This is a genomic window from Flavobacterium defluvii (assembly GCF_900129555.1).
Lineage (GTDB): Bacteria > Bacteroidota > Bacteroidia > Flavobacteriales > Flavobacteriaceae > Flavobacterium > Flavobacterium defluvii.
On the sequence record NZ_FQWC01000010.1, the window covers coordinates 103,772 to 124,244 of the forward strand.

Genomic DNA, 20,473 nt, shown 5'->3' on the forward strand with positions numbered 1-20,473 from the left:
TCGTTATAAAAAAAAGGATTTTACATTATCCCGTTTAAATTATTTTACACTGTTAAGTAAAATTGAAAATTTTTTATTGTATAGATTTGATGATACCACCAATGGCATCTTTCAAAATCTGTGCATTTATTGTTTCTAAAATATCACTTTTGTTAATGATGTTGATGGCAATTAAGCCATGAATTACAGAAAAGAAAGTAAAATATTTTTGTTTTATGATATCTTCACTCGGGTTGCTGTCTTTCATAACTTCAGCAATAACCTGAGTAAATAGTTTGTAAGGTCCCTCCTGAGCCGAACATCGCTGTGCACAGCATGTCATTTGAACACCAAACATGAGTTGATACATTTCAGTATTAGTAAAAGCAAAGTCCCAGTAAGTCATCCACATGGCTTCTAATTGATCTTCGGGTTTTTCAAACTTATCTATTGCAGTTTGTAACTCTTTAGTTAGTTTAATAAAACCTTTACCAGTCAGCTCTTGTAAAATTGCTTCTTTATTTGAGAAATATTCATAAATAATAGGAGCAGTATATTCGATTCTGTCGGCAATTTTACGCATACTCAAACCATTCCAGCCTTCATCTTTTACGATATCATAAGCAGCGCCAAGAATATTATTTCTTGTCTCTTCTTTTTGTCTTAAAATTCGATCTTTGCTAGCCATTATATTCGAGTATTAAATTGTTTAACACTGTTAGGCAAATGTATGGCGGATTTTCGAATTTCAAAATATTTTTATCATAATATTTTCTTATCGTGCGATAAGAGTTTTTAAAATTTCTTGTGAAGCCTTTATTTTATTGAGATTTTATCAGTATTATTTTTTTAAGGAGCAGAACATTTTTGTTTTTTCAAGACCATTTGTCCCGTCGATACTGTATTTTTTGTGGTCTAGTTTCTTTAACGAGACCGCAAAAGGATACTGTTTTTCCGATAGCTGTCGGAAAGATTGATAAGATTTTGTCATTTTCATAATTTTTATGCAGCAAAACAAAATAAAAAAATTCTATGCTTAACTGGACTGAAGTCCAGTTCTACAATATAGGACATTCCTCCGGAATTTTTCTTGTTATTATCAAAAAAAAGAGCCAGTGGCTCTACCAATATTGTAGGGCTGGACTTCAGTCCAGTCTAAAAAAAAATAAATGAAATTTCTATCCAAATCGGGCAAGTATTAGAAATAAACAACAACAATAAGAAGATTATTTATCAATTATTTCATTCCCCGAACGTTCATTTCTATCGTATAAACACTTTTACTGGCAGTGATGAATAATGTTTTAAATTTTTTTCCTCCAAAACAAACATTAGCTGTCCAAGGTTCAGGAACATCAATATGAGCTATTTTTTCTCCTTGTGGATTGAATATGGTAACTCCTTTTCCGCATAAGTAAATATTCCCGAACTCATCTATTGTCATTCCGTCAGAACCTGATTCAGTAAAGAGCGTTTTTTTGCCTAAAGAACCGTTACTTTCGATTGTATAAGAGTACGTTTTATTTGCTGCTATATCTGCTACGTATAAAGTTTTCCCATCCGAAGTTCCAATAATGCCATTAGGTTTTACAAGGTCATTCGCAACGTTGATAATTTTGGATTTATCCGAAGATAAATAGTAAACAGATTCTTTCTCTATTTCTTTAGAGGTATGTGTCCAGTAATCTCTTTGGTAAAAAGGATCTGTAAAATAGATACCGCCTTTTGGATCAACCCAAAGATCATTGGGACCATTCAGCCTTTTTCCTTCGAAGTTGTTTAGTATTACAGTATAATTTTTATTCTTGTCAATTTTCCAAAGCTCATTTTTTTCATCGGCGCAAGCCAAAAGATTGCCTTTGTGATCAAAATACAAACCGTTAGCTCTTCCTGCATTTTCCATAAAAACAGAAAGTTCGCCCTTAACCGACCATTTCATGATTCTATTATTAGGCTGATCTGTAAAATAAATATTTCCTTTCTTATCCGAAGCAGGTCCTTCTGTAAAACTGAATTGATCTGATAATTTTGTGAGAACTGCCTCTTTTGCTATTATGGAATGGCTTTTTTCTTTTGATGTCTGGGCGGATATAAAATTTGTAAAAGCTAAAGTAATAACAAACGTAAGGAGTAATTTTATTTTAAGTGGGAGCATTATAGAAAGGTTTAAAAAGTTGCTTTTGAAGCGTTTTTAAAAGTAGTTTTTATTTCTGATATTCTGCAAAGTTGAGTTAAGATTTTTTTAGGAGCAGAAATTCCGTTTTCAAAAGAACGTTTAGTCCGGCTCTCCACTATAATCTTTTTTATAATTTTCCTAAGCAGCTTTAATAAATTTATTTAACATATAAAATTTTAAATGCCGACTTTTCAATTTAGAAAGTAATATTTTTACGAGACAAATTCAAAAATGCTTAAGAAACAATTATAGGAGTAATGGGATTAATTGGTGTATTACTTTTAAATTTATGGATCAAATAAATAACATGGAAGCATTGTATATTGGCATTGACATAGGAACAACAGCTACAAAAGCCGTTTGTTTTGATAAACAGGGAAATGTGCTTCGACAAATTGATAAGTCGTACGAAATGTATCATCCCAAGCCGGAATGGAGCGTTCAAAAACCATACGAAATTTTGCAAGCCGTAAAGGAATGTATTAACGAGATTACAAACGGAATTCAGCCTCAGTTTATCAGTTTTAGTTCGGCAATGCAAAGTGTCATTGCTATTGATGAAAATGGAAAACCACTTACAGATGCTATTTTATGGGCAGATAACAGAGCTGCGGGAATTGCCGAAAAACTTAAAAATTCAGATCAGGGGAAACACTTTTATCAAAAAACCGGAATACCAATTCATCCTTTTTCTCCCTTTGCAAAAATTGCCTGGTTTAAAGAATTTGATTCTGAACTTTTTTCCAAAACTTATAAATTCATCAGTATAAAAGAATATATATGGCATCATTTGACCAATGAATATTATGCAGATACTTCCATGGCTTCCGGAACCGGATTGTTAAACATTCATACTTTAGATTGGGATGAGGAAATTTTAGATTTCTTAAACATAAAGTCTCATCAACTGTCTACAGTTTGCGAGGTCACCCACCAATGCAAAGGAATTTCTGATGATTTTCTTTATATAATTGGTGGTGGCGACGGTGCGCTGGCCAATCTTGGAACAGGCGCCATGAACAAAAATTGTATTGCTTTAACTATTGGTACAAGCGGAGCAGTGCGGCTTCCTATTGACAAACCGTATCTTGACGACCAAATGCGCACACAGTGTTATCATTTGACAGATAATCAGTATCTTGTTTTAGGCGCTGTTAGTAATGGTGCGATAATTTTACAATGGCTAAAAGAAAGTCTGCTAAAAACGGATCAACCTTTAGAAGTTCTTATTGAAGAAGCCGCAAAAATTCCCGCAGGTTCTCATGGACTACTTTTTGTGCCTTATTTATTGGGAGAGCGTGCGCCAATTTGGGATGCTTCGGCTCAGGGAACACTTTTAGGAATGCAGATTACCCACACACAAGCACATTTGGTACGAGCCACTTTAGAAGGAATTTTATTTGGATTGTTCCAAATCACAGAAATTTTAATTCCGGATGCCGAACATAGAAAAGAAACAAAAATTATGGCCAGCGGCGGATTTGGCAAAAGCGAACTGTGGCTCCAAATGGTTGCTGATATTTTTCAGATGCAGGTTGAAACTTCGCAAACTATCGAAGGATCTTCCTGGGGAGCTGTTCTGATAGGATTAAAATCAATTGGCGAGGAGATTGCAAATGATAACAAAACGGGACAAACCTATTTTCCTAATACTGAAAATAAAAGTGTATATGAAACTGCATTCAGCAAGTTTAAAAAAGTATATCCTTTACTGAAGGATTTTTAAGAGCCAATGTGATTTTTTTTAGAGAATTACGGCGGAATGATTCGATTATTAAACTGGACTGAAGTCCAGCTCTACAAAATAGATCGAGCCTTTGGCTCTTTTTTTAAGGCGGAATAAAATTCCGAAGGAATGATTTATATTGTAGGGCTGGACTTCAGTCCAGTTTAAACAAAAGAGATTTTTTCGTAACATAACAATAAAAAAATGAAACCAACAACCATAATAAAAACCACAATTGCAGTTTTATTTCTCCAGCAAACCTATTCTCAGGAAACCAAAAAAGAAACCGCACAACCAAAATACACAATCGAAAAGTGTGTCAATCATTTTGAGTTAGACAAAGCCACGAAAACAAAAGTGGGATATCAATATTGGTTTGCCGATAAAGATTTTACTCTGGAAAACACCCTTAAAATGAGTATTGTCGAACCCGGAAAATCAACACACGCACCTCACAAACACATCGAAGAAGAACTTTTCTATATTCTGGAAGGCACCGCCGAATTCTATCTCGACGGAAAAACAATAGCTGTCGGACCAAACACCAGTCTTTACTGTCCGTCAAACGTAGAACACGGAATCAAAAATGCTGGAAATACCGATTTGAAATATTTGGTAATTAAGAAAGATTTGAGGTAGAAAATCAATCAAAAAAATAGTCAATTACTGTTTTATCTTCATCTACAATATGATCTGTGATATGAAAAACTTCATCAATCCATGGATGTTCTAATGCTTCTTTTCGGTCTAAAATAGAACCCAATATTTCTTGTTTCCAAGGAGATTCTTCTTTGTCAATTAAACCAACTTGATAATCATTTTCATCAGTCCAAAGTCTAAAAGGAAAAGCGAATCTATTTTTTGGTTCATCATTTGTTCCCCAATCACCAATACTAATTATTCCGGTAACAACTTTTTCATCATGTCCTTTAGTGAATTTTAAAAAATAAATAGCAAATGCATCTTCGTCTTTGTACACAAATCGGGTTAACTTAATAATTTCATTATTACAGCAATTGCAAATTTCTACATTAGGTTCTTCAAATTCAATTCTGATCATTTGCTTTGGGATTTCTATTACTTTTTCGTTCTATCTTTAGCCAAATGACTTTTACCTTTTGTATATCCAGTTTCTTCGACATTAAAAGACTCGATAATTTTGTTCATTCTGTCGGTGTATTCTTTTTCTTGTCTAGCACTGGTCCAGGACATGATTTGATAATAGCGTTCTTTACCTTCAACAATTGCATATCTGTAGAAAACAGTATTATTATCGATATTTCCTGTCATTGAAAATACAATAGCTTTTGCAGAGTTTATTCTCTTTTTTTGAATATCATATACTTTAAAATCTTTTTCGGTTACTTGTTTAAAATGATCAGAAATGATATTAAAATATCCGTCAAGATCCGGAGTTGTGTTTAATACTTTATTTTCGACAATGCTCAAAAAATCTTTTCTGGATTCGTCTATAACAATTACATAAAAATCTTCCATTTGGTTTTGCAGCTGAAGTGATGCAACATCATTTAATTCTGTTGTTACACCCATGCTTTCGGGAACAGATAAGGAATATTTATTTTCGACTGTTTTCTTTTCAAATTTTTCATTCGAATGATTCTGATCGCATGAAGAAAGAACTACAAGAAATAGTAAAGCAATAATTTTTTTCATAAGTTATTTTCTGGTTTTTAGCTGATGTAATATTAAGACAAAATTGAATATTTTATTACATATAATAAAGAACAAAAAAAAAGTTTTATAACTGCAATTCCAATTTTAGTCGAATTTAATTTTGCAAATATTACAAAGGCACAAAAGTATGATTGCATCGTATAAAATAATAAAACGAACTGATCTCAATCTTATATAATTTCAATTTAATTTTTAATAATAAATTGAAATTCAATTAATTAACTTTTATTAAAGAAAGGTTTAACATCGTCTGTTTTCGCTGGCTGGCTGAAATAACTAATTTTAACTTAAATCGAATTAATAATGTTTTAATATTTAAAATTATGAAAAAGAATATAGCCATATTAGCCACAAACGGTTTTGAAGAATCAGAATTAGCATCGCCTAAAGCCTATCTGGAAGAGCAGGGGTGGAATGCAGATATCATTAGTTTAAAATCTGGAACTATCAAAGCATGGAAAGACGGAAATTGGAGCAACGAATATGATGTTGACGTCGTATTAGATCAGGCAAATGAAGCAGATTACGATGCTTTGGTGCTGCCTGGAGGAGTAATAAATCCTGATTTATTAAGAAGGGAAGAAGCTGCAGTAAATTTTGTACGTTCGTTTTTTGAAAGTAAAAAGCCAGTTGCCGCTATTTGTCATGGACCTCAAATTCTGGTAGATGCCGATGTTTTAGAAGGTCGAAAAGTAACATCGTTCTTTTCTGTTAAAAACGATTTGAAAAATGCCGGAGCTCAATGGGAAGACTCAGAAGTTGTCGTAGACAATGGATTAGTAACCAGCCGAAACCCGAATGATTTACCCGCTTTTAATAAAAAAATGGTGGAAGAAATTAAAGAAGGAATACACGAGCGTCAGAGAGCGTAAAAAGTTGTTTTCTTTTGATTTATCAAATTATTAAAAATGCAGGATCAATTTTGGTCTTGCATTTTTTTTCTTGATAAATATTGCGGGCTTCGACTTTGCTCGACCTGAAATGTATTTGGTCTTTTTTACTTCCAGTTTGTCATTTCGACGTGAGGAGAAATCTTAGCAAGTAGCTCTATTAAGATTGGCGATTTAGAATGCGGGAATCCGATTTCTCTCAGCCTGAAAAATGATTGTCTTTTCCGTCCAGTTTGTCATTTCGAGGAACGAGAAATCTCCACAAGCAGCTCGACAAAGATTATCGATTTAGATTACAGAGTTTCTTGTGGAGATTTCTCGTTCCTCGAAATGACAAAAATGCGATAAATACTTGTCGAAAATAGATTTCTTATATTTGATAGTAATAATATATAATTTGAAAGAAAAATCTTTCTTTTTAAACAGTTTTCGTATATTTGGGTTTCCTAAATATTACGACTTTGAAATTAAAAAAGATTTGCCCTTGCATAATGTGTGCGGTATCGGAAACGACCGTAAATACTGTCGTAAGTATTAGGAACACTAAAATGCAAGGGTTTTTATATTCCTAATTTTACGACAATTATGAAAACAAACACACTTTCCAAAGAAGCCGAAACAAGGCTGCTTGATTTTTTTAACCATATTATAGATCCCGAAGATATGGCTAAAGTATTAAGACAAGTAAACTGCATTTTAGCTTTAGCCGTAATGCGACAACACGAAACCCTCCAAATCGGACTAAACAATTTTGAAGACAATTATTATTGGCTTAATGAATTGGCGGAGATTTTGAATCCTTATTTGTGTGAGGAGTAAGATTTTTAAAATGTAAAACCTCGATTTTTTTAAGGTCGAGGTTTTTTTACATTGAAATATTTTTTATATCCTTTTCTGAATATTCAAAACGATCAATTTTATTATTTCTATGAATTATTTTTACAATAATTTTGTTATAACTAAACGGGTTGTTTGTTCTTTTTAATAAATTGTAATAATTAATTGTGATTTTTTTTGAATGATTTTTTATGTTTTCTAGGTCTTTATCTAATAAGTCACTATTAGTTAAGGTATATTGATAATTACTTTTTCCATTACTTAGTTTAATTTTTTCCTGTTGCATAATTTCTGGTCTAAATAAGCTGCCAATTTCTTGAATTTCATCATCAGGTTTTTCATAGCTAATCTCTGTTGAGTTGTTTTTTTCTAATTCTAATTTTTCCTTTTTTGTCTTGTCTTTGGCAAGAAGACTTTTATTTATAGAAGAATTAGTTTCTTCAACACTAAAAGATTCAATGATTTTATTCATTCTTTCAGTATATTTTTTTTCTTGCGGAATATTGGTCCAAGACATGATTTGGTAGTATCGTTGATCACCTTCAATAATTGCATATCTATAAAATGCAGGATAATTATCGCTCATTCCCGACATTGAAAATACAATTGCATTTGAAGAATTGATTTTCTTTTTTTCTATGGCGTATACTTTAAAATCTTTTTGGGTTATTTTTTTAAAATGACTAACAATAACATTATAATATCCTTCTAAATCAGGACTAATACTTGTTGGATTATTTTTAACAGCATTCGCAAAACTTTCTTTTGTTTCGTCTAGAACAATAACATAAAAGTCTTCACTTAAATTTTGAAATTGTATTGAAGCTATATTATTTAATTCAGCTGTTGCTCCTAGACTTTCTGGAATGAATATTGAATATTTATTTTCGACTATTTTCTTTTCATACTTTTCATCTGAATGATTTTTATTGCAAGATGTGAGTATTAGAAGAAATAGTAAAGGGATAAAGGTTTTCATAAAAATGTTTGTTAACTCGTGTAATATTAAATTAAAATTAAGCAATGAGCAACTTTTTGACATTATTCATTTTTGAAAAAAAAGGAGATAGGACTAAAATCTTAAGACAAGTAAATTGCATTTTAGCGCTCGCCGTAATGCGACAACACGACACCCTCCAAATTTGACTAACCAATTTTGAAGACAATTATTATTGGCTCAATCAATTGGCGGAAATTTTGAATCCTTATTTGAGTGAGGAGTAGAGTTTGTGAAATGTAAAAACCTCGATTTATAAAAGTCGAGGTTTTTAGTTATGAAAGATAAAATATGTTTCTCGCTTTGCAGGCACGGATTACAAATCCGCGCTATCGTTTCGGAGATATATCTGCGCGATCGTTTAGCAGATTTAATTTAGATTATCACTTTTTATTTCTGTAAGGCTTGTTTCTTTTTTTGCTAGTGAAGGTTTGTTTGATATTGGTTTTTTAACAGTTTTTTTGGGAATAGTTTTTTTGTTAGAACCTGAATTTGTAACATTGCTTTTAGCAGTCTTGCTTTTAATAGCCTTTTTTAAAAGGTTAGGATTATTTTCTATTACTTCTCCAATTAATTCTTGAATTGGACGTTTTGGTACTTCAAGAACAGTGTAGTCTTCTTCAAAAATTTCTTTGAAAGTCTCTTTGAATTTTTCTTCTTGTCTTAACTTATAAAATAATGGCCAAATTTTATAATGATCTTTATTGACTTCTCCATTTTTACCAATTTTTTTCATAAGTAAATAAGAATCATCAAATTTTTCCATTATAATTAAATGAGCAAGTTTAAAATTATCACTACTTGCACTCCAATCTTTGCTTTCAATTATTTCTTTTGCTATATCTGTCTTTCCTTGTAAATTCTTTGAAAGTGCTTTATTAACTATATAATAATTTTTTGCAGAATCATTATAAAATTTTGTTTGTTTACAAGCAAAATCCAAAAGTATATCTGCAAGACTATATTGACCATTTGTAATTAAATTATAGCAAATTTCATTTAATTGTTCGTCAGCAAATTCAATATCTTCTTTAATTAATTTTCTCCATATTGTATGAGTTAGCTTAGTTGATAATTCATAAAGACATTTATATGCTTTGTTGAAATACTCGCTAGAAATGTTTAATCTTTTGTTTAATTCTATTCCTGTTAGATCACATTTATTTTCTTTACAAACTTTTAAATATTGATTAGAAACTATACCATCACAATGGACAAATAAATTTCTTCTTTCGGTAATCTCAATGAAAGTTTGCCATATTGGTAAATCCTTACGAAGTGTAATAGCCAATTTATTTTCTAAATAATCAAAGTGCTCACTATGGCTTTTACGAAGAATAGTTTCTACTTCTTTTTCAACAACATACTCTCTTGCTTTTTCGATTGAATCAAATTCATTCAATTGAGAAAACGAAAGTTCTCTTTCGGAATTATTTATATATTCTGGTCTAATTTTAAATAATGTTTTTAATAGCTGATTTAAAAAAGCATCATATTGTGATATTAATGAAACAAATAGACTTTCAGGTATTATTTTCATGGCCAAATTTGAAATTTCAGAATTTTTAGCCAATTGATCAAAAATGCGAGATTGTTCAAATTCTAATGATAGAGATTTATTTCCATTTTCATCTTCTATTTCTTCAGCATTTTTTTCAATAAATTCTTTAAACTTTGTATTTGCTTTTTTGTTATGAGGTTCTAAAAGTAAAATACTCATTGGTAATGTATCTTTAATTGAGTCTAAATGTCTCAAAAGTCTATGCAAATTTATATCTAATTCTTCACCTGTCATACTTGTTGATTTCTATTAAATGTTATTTTAGTTAAGTAATTTTTACTGTATTTTTCGTGCTATTTCCTGTAACTTTTATATACTCGTTACAAAGTAGCGAATGTTTATTTCGTATTATTCTTTATCAAAAATATCAATTTACAAATCTCAACAACCAAGTACTTTTACCTGATTTTATTAAAACAAAAAAAGGACAGTCCCTCCAATTAAAGAAGAACTGCCCTTCAAGGCAAATTTTAGATTTTGCATTTTAAAACCAGTAACTATTTTAAAATGCCGCATTAAGCGTACAGTAATTGGTAATCACTAAAATGAAGGCTAAACGCAGGTTATTCGTTTATGACATCGCCTTCCTTAGTTTCTTCGCTGGCAATTTTAACCAATTTGTCTTTTGGGTTTAAGTCGCCAAATATTTCGATTTTGTCGTCGATTTCTCTACCTTTTTTAATATCAACTCTTGTTGCTTTGTGGTTTACCACTTTAATTACAAATAAACCTTCTGCAGAACTCACCACTGCTGATTTCGGAACTACAAATGTGCTGTCTTTTGCGTTAAGCGGTAATAAAACTTCGGCTACCATTCCAGGTAATAAATTTCCTTTTGTATTATGAACGTCCATTTCGACTCTTTCAGAACGCAGTTTTAAGTCTAAAGCGCCAGACATTCTGGTAATGGTAGCTTTAAAAGTTTCCGGTAACGATTTTACGTTAAAACTCATTTCGTCGCCTTGGTGTAAATATCCTGTGTACAATTCCGGAACCGAAACCGCTAAACGTAATTTACTCTGTTCCTGAATCGTTAATAAAGGCAAATCAGATCCTTTTCCTGCCGGACCAACAAATGTTCCTAAGTTTACGTTTCTTGCTGCTACAACCCCGTCAAAAGGCGCACGAATCTCTAAATATCCTCTTATAATCGAAACTTCTTTATGAGCTGCAATTGCCGCCTGATATTGTGCGTAATCAGAATTCTTTTTACCACTTGCCATTTCTAAATCGTTTTTAGAAATCGTCCCTTCCACTTTGCTCGTTTCATACAAACGGTTGTAAGTACTTTTGCTGGTTGCATAAATCGCTTCCATAGATTTTAGTCTCGATTCGGCTGCAGCTAATTGTGAAGTGATTTCAGGCGCTTCTAAAACAATTAAAAGCTGTCCTTTTTTTACTTTAGAACCAATATCTACTTTTAATGTTTTTACGAAGCTGCTCACTTTTGCATACAAGTCTACTTGTTGAAAACCGGTTAATTCGGCTGGCAAACGCAATTCTGTGCTCAGTTTTTCTTTTTCTAAAAGAAACGTTTCTGTTTTAGGTTCGATTTCTGCCACAACCGGTTCTTCTTTTTTAGAATTACAGCTGTTCAGGAAAAATAATGCTGCGAAAAACAGCGCGCTATATTGTATTTTATTTTTCATTTTTTGGTTTTATATAATGAATATGTTTTAACTCTTTGTGTGTAATTTTTTTAACACATAGAATCATAGCTTTTCTTTGCGTGTATAAGGCATTTCACTTTTAATAAAAAACATAGCTATGTGTGAAAACTAGTTTTTTCTTTTACCTTTTTTAATTTAAAACTAAAATCTATGTTTCTATGTGTTAAAATAATTGTACCCAACGTGTTATGACTTTCGACTTTACGACTTTCCAACTTTCGACTTACTTATTGATGAAATATAATGGATGCTTTCTTCGTCTTCAGGATCTAAAGAAACAGATTGTGTCGTTGTTTTTTCTTGTGCCCACGCAAATATCTGTGGAAGGATTAATAATACGGCAAAAGTAGAAAATAATAATCCACCAATAACCGCTCTTCCTAACGGAGAAACCTGATCGCCTCCTTCGCCGTGACCAATTGCCATTGGCAACATACCCATAATCATAGCAACAGAAGTCATAATAATCGGACGAAGACGCAGCGCTGCCGCTTCTCTCGCAGATTCTAAAGCATTTCCGTTTATTTTTCGAAGCTGTTCGGCATTCGTGACTAATAAAACGGCATTGGCAATCGAAACCCCAACCGACATGATGATTCCCATATACGATTGTAAGTTAAGCGTAGAACCTGTAATAGTCAGCATTAATAAAGCTCCTAAAACTACGGCCGGAACAGTTGTTAAAATTACCAGCGAAACTTTGAACGACTGGAAATTAGCGGCCAACATTAAGAAGATTACAAATACGGCAACCAATAATCCTGATTGTAAACTGCTTAATGTTTCTGTCAATACAGTACTTAATCCAATTGGCGTTATGAACAAACCACGCGGCAATTCGCCTAATGAACTAATTGTTTTGCTTACATCATTTGTAGCCGTTCCTAAATCGGTCTGGTTGATGTTGGCAGTAACAGTAATGTACGGCATGGCCCCTAAATTGTCATTTTCTCCACTTACTACAGTTGGTGTAATTTTAGCAACGTCACTTAAAACCGGACGAAGCGAGTTCTTTAATACCGGAATTTCTCCAATATCAGTTTTGCTTTTCATTTTATTCAAAGGAACCTGAACCTGAACGTTGTATGATAATCCCGCTCTTTCGTCAACCCATGTATTTTTTTCCGTATATCGTGATGATGAGGTAGAAGCTACAAGCGAACGTGAAATATCGTTCATATCAACTCCTAATTCGGCAGCACGGGTTCTGTCAATATCAATATTCATTGCCGGATAGTGAATTGGCTGACCAATCTGCACGTCTCTGAAATATGATATTGCTTTTAGTTTATCTACGATTTGATTGGCATACAATTCATTTCGTTTTTTGTCTTTCCCCGCAATACGAATTTCGATTGGAGTAGGAGAACCCTGGCTTAAAACTTTATCCGTTAATTCGATTGGTTCAAAAGATACTTTAGTATTAGGCAGTACTTTTTTAAGTCTGGCTCTAAATTCGTCTTTAAACTCATCCATGTCAGCCTCATAATCTTTCAAACTCACTTGGAAAACAGCTTCGTGAGAACCCGCCATGAAAAGGTAAATCGGGTTAATTGAGAATAAAGACGGGTGTTGTCCAACATAAACAGAAGAAATTCCGATATGTTCTTTACCCACCATTTTTTTCAATTCTTTCAAAACAATGATGGCTTGTTCTTCTGTTCTTTCCAAACGTGTTCCGTCGGGAGCGCGCATTCTAAGCTGAAACTGACTTGAATTGGTTTTTGGGAATACATCTTTACCAATAAAAGTAATCAATGTAACCGCTAGTAATATAGCAGAAACCAGATAAACAACCGTTGTTATTTTTTTATGTACAAATAAGCGGTCGAGAGTTCTCATAAAACGAATTTTAAAACGCTCAAAAAGACTTATTTTTCCATTGTTATTGGTGTCTTCTCTTTCTACATACCCCTTTTTCTGAGTAATCAGATTTTGTTCAGATTCCGGAGTTAAACCGCAATCATTAAATTCAGCTTCGTCATCAGTAATTTCCGGTCCATGTGCGTGTTTTTCATGTCCTTTCATTAACCAGTTGGCCATTACAGGAACAAATGTCTGCGAAAGCAGGAATGAAATAACCATCGAGAATCCAATTGCTAAAGCCAAAGGTAAAAACAATGCTCCCGGAATACCAACCATTGTAAAGGCCGGCGCAAATACCGCCAAAATACATAGTAAGATCAATAATTTAGGCAAAGCGATTTCCTGACAGGCATCCCAAATTGCGAGTGCTTTTGGTTTTCCCATGTCGAGATGCTGGTGAATATTCTCAATCGTAACCGTACTTTCGTCCACCAAAATACCAATAGCAAGAGCCAATCCTGATAAAGACATTAAGTTGATTGTCTGTCCAAATAGTTTTAGGAATAAAACTCCCGAAATAACCGAAATCGGAATCGTCATAATTACGATTAAAGCGGCACGTCTATCTCCTAAGAATAATAAAACCATTAATCCCGTTAAAACCGCTCCGATAATACCTTCGGTAATCAAACTTTTAACCGAGTTGATTACATAAACCGACTGGTCAAATTCATACGATAATTGTACATCTTCCGGTAAAGTACTCTGAATTTTAGGAAGTTCTTTTTTCAATTTCTGAACTACATCCCAAGTCGAAGCATCTCCGGCTTTTGCAATACTAATATATACCGAACGTTTTCCGTTTACTAAAGCATAACCCGCTGTAATGTCGGCACCGTCTTTTACCGTTGCCACATCACCTAATTTTAAGTTTTGAACACTTCCTTTGAATAACGGAATCTGTTCGAAATCTTTAACTTCTTTAATCGTATTGTTGGTTGGCGTAATATAGTTTTTATCGCCCATACGCACGTTTCCTGATGGAGCCGTCTGGTTGTTTACACGAATTGCTTCTACAATTTGATCTGGTGTCATATTGTGCGAACGCAATAAATCCGGATCTACGTTTACTTCAATAGTTCTTGGGCTTCCGCCGAAGGGAGCCGGAGATAATAAACCGGGAATAGAAGTAAAGGAAGCACGAACGTAAACGTTGGCTAAATCCTGTAATTCGTTGTTTGAACGTATTTTACTGCTCAAAACCAGTTGCCCAATTGGCAATGAAGAAGCATCAAAACGAATGATAAACGGAGGCTGTGTTCCCGGAGGAAAAGCCGCCTGAATACGGTTTGAAAGCGCACTTAACTCGGCAGCAGCCTGAGCCATGTTGGTTCCTTCATAATAGGTTAATTTCATGATCATTAACCCCTGAATATTTTTGGTTTCTACGGATTTGATACCGTTAGAAAATGGTAAAACGTTTACGTAGTTTTTGGCAAAATAAGCCTCCATCTGGTCTGGTGTGTAACCTCCAAACGGGTGCGCAATATAGATAACCGGCAAATTCATTTTTGGCAGAATATCTACCTTAATGTCTTTGATGGCACCAATTCCGAAGAAAAATAGACCCGCAACCAATACTAATATGGAAATGGGTTTGCGGAGTGCAAAGCGTATTAAATTCATTGAGATCTATAATTAAAATTCATTTATAAATAAGTCAAAATTGCCCGTTGCAGCAACTTTCAGCAAGAACGACTGCCATACATTATTATTGACAATATCACGATCGATTTCAGCACGGTTTAAAGTGTAAATCGTTTGTGTCAAATCAGTTAAATCGGTTAAACCGTTTTTATATAAAGTCGATTTCTGAATGTAAGCTCTTTTTGCGGCATCAACCTGAATTGGCGCTTCGGCATAATTTTCAAGCGTAATTTTGATTTTATCTTCAGCAAAAGTCAATTGCGATTTCAGTTCTCTGTCGGCCTGATTATATTCTTCCTGTAAAGCCTGAGAAACAAATTTCTGAGCACTTACTTGTTTGCTGGATCTAAAAGGGGTTGTTAAATTCCATGTAATTCCAACTCCAACCAAATAATTGGTACGATCCGGATTTACGCCATCCCAGTAATTTCTGCTAAAAGCATGCTGGTCTGTCGCATAACTATTTTTAAATCCCGAAGCTCTGGTTTGTAGAACACCAAAAGCACTCATCGTTGGATAATAAAAACGTTTGTACAATTTAACTTGTTGATTGCTGTAATCAATTTTTGTTTTATAGTATTGTAATAATGGATGCAGACTGTCTGTTGCTGCATTTTCCTTAATTAATTCTTTCGGAATCTGCGTTACAAAAAGTGTATCGGCAACAAAATCCTGTGGTGCAACGCCCATTAAATCAACCAGTTTATTGTTTTGTTCTTTTACGAAGTTACGAGCAAGGTTTAAAGCTATTTTAGCTTTTGAAACTTCGGCTGTAGCCAATGTAGAATCTACTCCGGCCAATAATCCGTTTTTAACTCTCGCAACCGCTGTCTTTTTGAAAACTTCGGCACGATCCAGGTTTTTCTGCTGCGAAATCAACAATCTCTGGCTCGCTAATAAATTCAAATAAGCAGCAGAAATTTTGATTTCCTGCTGGAATTTTTCCTGCTGTAAATCTTTTTCTTTAGCCTGAACATCAATTTTAGACAAATTGATTTTTTCCTGAGTTTTTCCAAAAGTGAAAAAATCCCAGTTCATGTTAACCAGATAAAGTGCGCCAAAAGCCGAATTCCAGTTTTGTTCAGGTAGCGGAAGTCCTGATGAAGCCACTCCTAAACCACCAAATCCGTATAATGGTCCATTTTGTCCGTTTACGGTTCCGTAATCCTGCTGTGCCGATAAATTAAGATTCGGCAGGTAATCACGGCGAGTTTGTTTTAAGAGTTCTTTTGAAGCATTGGTGTAATTGCTTTTTGCTTTGACCGACCCGTAATTTTCAAGCCCTGTTTTTATTGCTTCTTTTAAAGACAAGGTTTGAGAATAACCGATTGAGGCAAAAATCAAGAAAAATAATAAGGTAATTTTTTTGAAATACATAAACTCAAGTGTGAAATTATGCGACAAATTTATTTCTCTTATGCTGATAAAAGTCAGGTTTAGTGATGTACTGCAATTAAAAATGACCAATTCAATTGGTCATTTTTTAGAAATAATAATTAAATATTTGTCCGTACTTTGTGAACTATTTAAGTTGAAAAAATGAGCATAAAATTTGATAATATTCTGGATAACAAGTGGTGGCAGGAAATTGCCGTCGTCGCGTTTTCCTTCACCATATATACCCTAAAAAACGACTGGATGTTATTTAGTTCTTTGACATCTGTATTAATGGGCATTTTCTTTTACTGTATTTTGTATATGCACGCCCAGTTCAATCGTTTCTTTCTTTTTCCAATACTATTCAAAACCCGTCGTCCCTTTACTTATCTGCTTTTAACGCTTTTTGGCGTTCTTGTTTTCTCGATAGTTTTGTATGAGATTACCATGCTGGATATGTTTAAAAATCTTTATTTTTATCAAAACTCGCATCAAAGAAGTTATTTGTACCAACTGGCGAGCGTTTTGGGAACTTTGGTTTGTATTTTAAGTCCAATTATTGTTTTTAAATTTTACAGAATCCACAGAAAACGTACAGAAGAAGCATTGCTTTTCAACCAAATGCAGTTGAATTCTTTAAAAGGACAATTAAATCCGCACTTTTTATTTAATACTTTTAATACGCTTTACGGAATCAGCTTAGAATTTCCGGACAGAACACCGGATTTAATCATGAAGGTTTCACAATTAATGCGTTATCAATTAGAAAGTAACAGTAAACAATGCGTATCTTTAGAAGACGAATTAGAGTTTATAAACAGTTATGTTCAGCTTGAAAAAGAACGTGTTGGCTATCGCTGTGATATTACTTTAGATTCTAAAGTCGACAACGAAAATGCCTATAAAATTTCGCCAATGCTTTTAATTGCATTTATTGAAAATGCTTTTAAACACGGAACCTGTGCGATTGAAAAATGCTTCGTTCAAATTTTTATTACTGTTGAAGACGGACAGCTTCATCTTCATGTTGTAAATTCAATTCCGACAAAACAAACGGATGTTGTTTCTACCAAAATTGGATTAAAAAATACGATCGAAAGACTGAATTTAATTTTTGGTAAAAATTATACACTCGATATTCAGGAAAACAAAAAAACTTATATTGTTGATTTAAAACTGCAGTTGAAAAGATTTGGTAATGAGAGATCCTAAAAAATGCATTATTGTTGATGATGAGCCGGCAGCGCATTATGTTTTAGCCAATTATATAAAACAAAATCCGCAGTTAGAATTGGTTTTTCAGGGATATAACGGCATTGAAGCAATGGATTATCTGAGAGAAAATAAAGTTGATTTGATGTTTTTGGATATTAATATGCCGGAAATTTCAGGTATGGAATTATTGAAAATTATTCCCAATCATCCTAAAACTATTTTAACCACAGCTTATTCTGAATTTGCACTTGAAAGTTACGATTACGGAGTGATTGATTATTTGCTGAAACCTATTTATTTTCCAAGATTTTTGAAAGCTGTTGACCGCTTTTTTTCAACAGAAAATGTAAAAGCAAAGGAAGAAGAAGCTATAGTAAATTCTATTTCTGTAAAAATTGACGGTTATTTTATCGACATCGAACTAGATCAGCTTTTGTACGCACAGAGTTTTGGAAACTATGTAAAACTTCATACTACAAAACGAACTTATCTCGCTTCGATTACTACAACCGAGCTTGAAAAATGTCTTCCGGAGAAAAATTTTATGCGTATACATAAATCTTATATTGTGGCTTTGGACAAAATTGACACTACTGAAAAAGATTTTGTTAGTATTAAAAATGAAAAATTACCTATTGGAATAACCTACAAAAGGGAATTGACCGACAGACTGAAAAAGTAATATTCTTTTTATTAAAAAATATTTGGAAATTATTTTAAAAGTAATAATTTTATTACGTTGTTTTGATGTTTAATTTAATACTCAAATCATGAAAAACATACTTTTACTAATAATTTTATTCTGCAGTGGTTTGTTGAGTGCTCAAAATGAAGTAGTAACGCCGCCGGAAAAAGTAAAATTTACTTTTGAAAAAGAATATCCAAACAAGGTGCCGGTTTGGTCAATTGATTATGTAGGTGATGATAATGATGAAATTAGATACGAAGCAAAATTCAATACAGATAAAAATACCAAAGCACTTGCGGTCTATGACAATTTAGGTGTTTTAAAGGCTTTTGAGCAGCAAATTCCGTTAAGCCAGCTGCCACAAAAAGCACAGAATTATTTAAAGAAAAATTACTCACAAAAAGCAATAAAAGAAATTGCAGTTGTTGTAAATGATAAAAATAAAACAACTTATGAAGTGGGCATAGAAAAAGATTCTAAATTCTATGATGTTGTCTTCGATCAAAATGGTGGTTTCGATGTCATTATCGAAAAAAATTAAGAACACTTACTAATTCAATTATATTTAAAACGGCAAACCCGATAAGATTTTATTTCTTATCGGGTTTTGTTTTTTTATTCTAAATTTTTATTTTATTGTAGTAAAAGTATTACTTTTACACTGGATAATTTTATGAAATGTAGATATGAAAAAAGTTTTTTTAATGATGATTTATTTGTGTTGTAGTTTTCTATCAGCACAAACGAGTATGCTGCAGCCCTCAGAAACAATAAAGGCTGCGTTTACAAAACAATATCCCAAAAAAAATCCTTACTGGACAATGGAAATGGGTAAAAATGACAGCGATATCAGGTTTGTTGCAAAATTTATTACTAATGCCAAAACACAAGCCTATGCTGTTTATGATAGTGATGGAAATCTTAAAGCTTATAAAGAGAGTATTTCAAGCGCAAAACTACCAAAAAACATACAAGTTTATTTAAATGCTAATTATTTAGAACAACCAAAACCAGTTTCGAATACTAAATCAAAATCAAAAGCTAAGATTAAAGCTAAAGTCGTAAATGTGCCTATAAAAGAAGCATATTCTGTTGTTGACGATAAAAACAACAAAACTTATGAAGTAAAAGCCAAAAAAGAAGGAAAGAATTTTAATCTTGTTTTTGATGCAGAAGGAAATTTGATTAGAACCATTCAGCTAGCACAAAAGTAGTAACAAATTTACTTTAAAAAGAAACCCGACAAATAACTTGTCGGGTTTAAATATTGTATCTATTACAGCATCATTCCGCCAGAAGCTTCAATTCTTTGAGCATTTATCCAGCGAGCATCTTCAGTACATAAAAAGGCAACAACACCCCCAATATCATCTGGTAAACCAACTCTTCCTAAAGCTGTTACTGATGCAATCTGCTGGTTTAATTGCTCATTATCACGAACAGCTCCGCCTCCAAAATCAGTTTCAATTGCACCCGGAGCTACCACATTGGCTCTGATTTTTCTTGCGCCTAATTCCTTTGCCTGATATTTTGTTAAGGTTTCAATTGCGCCTTTCATAGAAGCATAAGCTGCATAACCGGGAAATGAAAATCTTGCCAAACCAGTCGAAATGTTTACAATCCCGCCGCCGTCATTCATTACATTTAGTCCTTTTTGCGTTAAGAAAAATGGGCCTTTAAACTGAATATTACTCAATTGATCAAATTCAGCTTCCGTAGTTCCAATGAAAGAATTATGAATTCCGATTCCGGCATTGTTTACCAAAAAATCGAATTTATCGGTTTTAAATGTGTTTTTTAAAGTTGTTTTAACTGCTTCAAAAAAAGCATCAAAAGTTCCCGATTCGGCTACATTTAACTGAAGTGCCGCCGCTTTCTGTCCTAATTTTTCGATTTCTTTTACAACAGTATCAGCTTCTTCTTTTTTACTGTTGTACGTTATAATTACATCAAGTCCCTTTTTAGCAATTGCAATTGCCATATTTTTTCCTAAACCTCTGCTGCCTCCGGTAACCAGAGCTATTTTTGTATTTACTGCCATTTTTATATTGTTAATTGTTAATGGTTGATTGTTAAATGTTAATTGTTAATGGTTGATAGTTTGTTGTTTGTTGTCTTGTCAGTCTGAGCGAAGTCGAAGACCTCGCAC

The 20,473-nt window shown here is 33.1% G+C and carries 18 protein-coding genes; 8 read left to right on the forward strand and 10 right to left on the reverse strand.

The features are described from left to right. Positions 1–73: 73 nt before the first annotated feature. Entirely contained in the window at positions 74–667 is a 594-nt protein-coding gene (locus BUC29_RS18785) for a TetR/AcrR family transcriptional regulator (RefSeq protein WP_073417725.1), read from the reverse strand. A gap of 549 nt (positions 668–1,216) precedes the next feature. Beyond that, entirely contained in the window at positions 1,217–2,134 is a 918-nt protein-coding gene (locus BUC29_RS18790) for an SMP-30/gluconolactonase/LRE family protein (RefSeq protein WP_073417727.1), read from the reverse strand. 310 nt (positions 2,135–2,444) lie between these two features. On the opposite strand from BUC29_RS18790, the gene BUC29_RS18795 reads away from it, so the two are divergent. Continuing rightward, the gene (locus BUC29_RS18795; RefSeq protein ID WP_208610055.1) at positions 2,445–3,881 is read left to right on the forward strand and encodes a gluconokinase; all 1,437 of its coding nucleotides are present in this window, start codon (positions 2,445–2,447) and stop codon (positions 3,879–3,881) included. Between the two features lie 204 nt (positions 3,882–4,085). Next, entirely contained in the window at positions 4,086–4,520 is a 435-nt protein-coding gene (locus BUC29_RS18800; RefSeq protein ID WP_073417729.1) for a cupin domain-containing protein, read from the forward strand. A gap of 4 nt (positions 4,521–4,524) precedes the next feature. Here BUC29_RS18800 and BUC29_RS18805 read toward each other — a convergent pair whose 3' ends face one another. Both BUC29_RS18805 and BUC29_RS18810 read right to left on the reverse strand, forming a co-directional pair. Beyond that, positions 4,525–4,941 (reverse strand): hypothetical protein, encoded by a 417-nt coding sequence (locus BUC29_RS18805; protein ID WP_073417731.1) that lies wholly within the window; start codon positions 4,939–4,941, stop codon positions 4,525–4,527. 17 nt (positions 4,942–4,958) lie between these two features. Continuing rightward, complete coding sequence (locus tag BUC29_RS18810; protein WP_073417734.1) at positions 4,959–5,555, reverse strand: hypothetical protein; 597 nt, start codon at positions 5,553–5,555, stop codon at positions 4,959–4,961. Positions 5,556–5,899: 344 nt separating this feature from the next. Between BUC29_RS18810 and BUC29_RS18815 the strand changes: the two genes are divergently transcribed. Then, entirely contained in the window at positions 5,900–6,448 is a 549-nt protein-coding gene (locus BUC29_RS18815) for a type 1 glutamine amidotransferase domain-containing protein (protein WP_073417736.1), read from the forward strand. Between the two features lie 603 nt (positions 6,449–7,051). After that, positions 7,052–7,285 (forward strand): hypothetical protein, encoded by a 234-nt coding sequence (locus tag BUC29_RS18820; RefSeq protein WP_073417738.1) that lies wholly within the window; start codon positions 7,052–7,054, stop codon positions 7,283–7,285. A gap of 46 nt (positions 7,286–7,331) precedes the next feature. On the opposite strand, the gene BUC29_RS18825 is transcribed toward BUC29_RS18820, so the two are convergent. From BUC29_RS18825 to BUC29_RS18850, 5 genes are all read right to left on the reverse strand, one after another. After that, positions 7,332–8,282, reverse strand: a complete 951-nt coding sequence (locus tag BUC29_RS18825; RefSeq protein WP_139260552.1) for a hypothetical protein — start codon at positions 8,280–8,282, stop codon at positions 7,332–7,334. A 388-nt stretch (positions 8,283–8,670) separates the two neighbouring features. Next, positions 8,671–10,095 (reverse strand): hypothetical protein, encoded by a 1,425-nt coding sequence (locus tag BUC29_RS18835; RefSeq protein ID WP_073417744.1) that lies wholly within the window; start codon positions 10,093–10,095, stop codon positions 8,671–8,673. A 329-nt stretch (positions 10,096–10,424) separates the two neighbouring features. Next, positions 10,425–11,510 (reverse strand): efflux RND transporter periplasmic adaptor subunit, encoded by a 1,086-nt coding sequence (locus BUC29_RS18840; protein WP_073417746.1) that lies wholly within the window; start codon positions 11,508–11,510, stop codon positions 10,425–10,427. Between the two features lie 222 nt (positions 11,511–11,732). Further along, positions 11,733–15,023, reverse strand: a complete 3,291-nt coding sequence (locus BUC29_RS18845) for an efflux RND transporter permease subunit (protein WP_073417748.1) — start codon at positions 15,021–15,023, stop codon at positions 11,733–11,735. A 12-nt stretch (positions 15,024–15,035) separates the two neighbouring features. Further along, positions 15,036–16,421: a TolC family protein gene (locus tag BUC29_RS18850; RefSeq protein ID WP_073417750.1), complete on the reverse strand. Its 1,386-nt coding sequence runs from the start codon at positions 16,419–16,421 to the stop codon at positions 15,036–15,038. Positions 16,422–16,583: 162 nt separating this feature from the next. Between BUC29_RS18850 and BUC29_RS18855 the strand changes: the two genes are divergently transcribed. The 4 genes from BUC29_RS18855 (at position 16,584) to BUC29_RS18870 (ending at position 19,538) form a co-directional block, all read left to right on the forward strand. Continuing rightward, on the forward strand, positions 16,584–17,633 hold the full coding sequence (locus tag BUC29_RS18855; RefSeq protein ID WP_073417752.1) for a sensor histidine kinase: 1,050 nt from the start codon (positions 16,584–16,586) through the stop codon (positions 17,631–17,633). Next, complete coding sequence (locus tag BUC29_RS18860) at positions 17,620–18,318, forward strand: LytR/AlgR family response regulator transcription factor (protein ID WP_073417754.1); 699 nt, start codon at positions 17,620–17,622, stop codon at positions 18,316–18,318. The genes BUC29_RS18855 and BUC29_RS18860 overlap by 14 nt, the downstream gene beginning before the upstream one ends. 88 nt (positions 18,319–18,406) lie before the next feature. Further along, positions 18,407–18,865, forward strand: a complete 459-nt coding sequence (locus BUC29_RS18865) for a PepSY-like domain-containing protein (RefSeq protein ID WP_073417756.1) — start codon at positions 18,407–18,409, stop codon at positions 18,863–18,865. A 145-nt stretch (positions 18,866–19,010) separates the two neighbouring features. Beyond that, on the forward strand, positions 19,011–19,538 hold the full coding sequence (locus BUC29_RS18870) for a hypothetical protein (protein ID WP_073417758.1): 528 nt from the start codon (positions 19,011–19,013) through the stop codon (positions 19,536–19,538). 62 nt (positions 19,539–19,600) lie between these two features. On the opposite strand, the gene BUC29_RS18875 is transcribed toward BUC29_RS18870, so the two are convergent. Next, on the reverse strand, positions 19,601–20,365 hold the full coding sequence (locus BUC29_RS18875) for an SDR family oxidoreductase (protein ID WP_073417760.1): 765 nt from the start codon (positions 20,363–20,365) through the stop codon (positions 19,601–19,603). Positions 20,366–20,473: the final 108 nt, after the last annotated feature.

Excerpts from the sequence above, each read along its gene's own strand:
- BUC29_RS18785 (WP_073417725.1), bottom strand. The coding sequence starts at position 667 with ATGGCTAGCAAAGATCGAATTTTAAGACAAAAAGAAGAGACAAGAAAT.
- BUC29_RS18790 (WP_073417727.1), bottom strand. The coding sequence starts at position 2,134 with ATGCTCCCACTTAAAATAAAATTACTCCTTACGTTTGTTATTACTTTA.
- BUC29_RS18795 (WP_208610055.1), top strand. The coding sequence starts at position 2,445 with ATGGATCAAATAAATAACATGGAAGCATTGTATATTGGCATTGACATA.
- BUC29_RS18800 (WP_073417729.1), top strand. The coding sequence starts at position 4,086 with ATGAAACCAACAACCATAATAAAAACCACAATTGCAGTTTTATTTCTC.
- BUC29_RS18805 (WP_073417731.1), bottom strand. The coding sequence starts at position 4,941 with ATGATCAGAATTGAATTTGAAGAACCTAATGTAGAAATTTGCAATTGC.
- BUC29_RS18810 (WP_073417734.1), bottom strand. The coding sequence starts at position 5,555 with ATGAAAAAAATTATTGCTTTACTATTTCTTGTAGTTCTTTCTTCATGC.
- BUC29_RS18815 (WP_073417736.1), top strand. The coding sequence starts at position 5,900 with ATGAAAAAGAATATAGCCATATTAGCCACAAACGGTTTTGAAGAATCA.
- BUC29_RS18820 (WP_073417738.1), top strand. The coding sequence starts at position 7,052 with ATGAAAACAAACACACTTTCCAAAGAAGCCGAAACAAGGCTGCTTGAT.
- BUC29_RS18825 (WP_139260552.1), bottom strand. The coding sequence starts at position 8,282 with ATGAAAACCTTTATCCCTTTACTATTTCTTCTAATACTCACATCTTGC.
- BUC29_RS18835 (WP_073417744.1), bottom strand. The coding sequence starts at position 10,095 with ATGACAGGTGAAGAATTAGATATAAATTTGCATAGACTTTTGAGACAT.
- BUC29_RS18840 (WP_073417746.1), bottom strand. The coding sequence starts at position 11,510 with ATGAAAAATAAAATACAATATAGCGCGCTGTTTTTCGCAGCATTATTT.
- BUC29_RS18845 (WP_073417748.1), bottom strand. The coding sequence starts at position 15,023 with ATGAATTTAATACGCTTTGCACTCCGCAAACCCATTTCCATATTAGTA.
- BUC29_RS18850 (WP_073417750.1), bottom strand. The coding sequence starts at position 16,421 with ATGTATTTCAAAAAAATTACCTTATTATTTTTCTTGATTTTTGCCTCA.
- BUC29_RS18855 (WP_073417752.1), top strand. The coding sequence starts at position 16,584 with ATGAGCATAAAATTTGATAATATTCTGGATAACAAGTGGTGGCAGGAA.
- BUC29_RS18860 (WP_073417754.1), top strand. The coding sequence starts at position 17,620 with ATGAGAGATCCTAAAAAATGCATTATTGTTGATGATGAGCCGGCAGCG.
- BUC29_RS18865 (WP_073417756.1), top strand. The coding sequence starts at position 18,407 with ATGAAAAACATACTTTTACTAATAATTTTATTCTGCAGTGGTTTGTTG.
- BUC29_RS18870 (WP_073417758.1), top strand. The coding sequence starts at position 19,011 with ATGAAAAAAGTTTTTTTAATGATGATTTATTTGTGTTGTAGTTTTCTA.
- BUC29_RS18875 (WP_073417760.1), bottom strand. The coding sequence starts at position 20,365 with ATGGCAGTAAATACAAAAATAGCTCTGGTTACCGGAGGCAGCAGAGGT.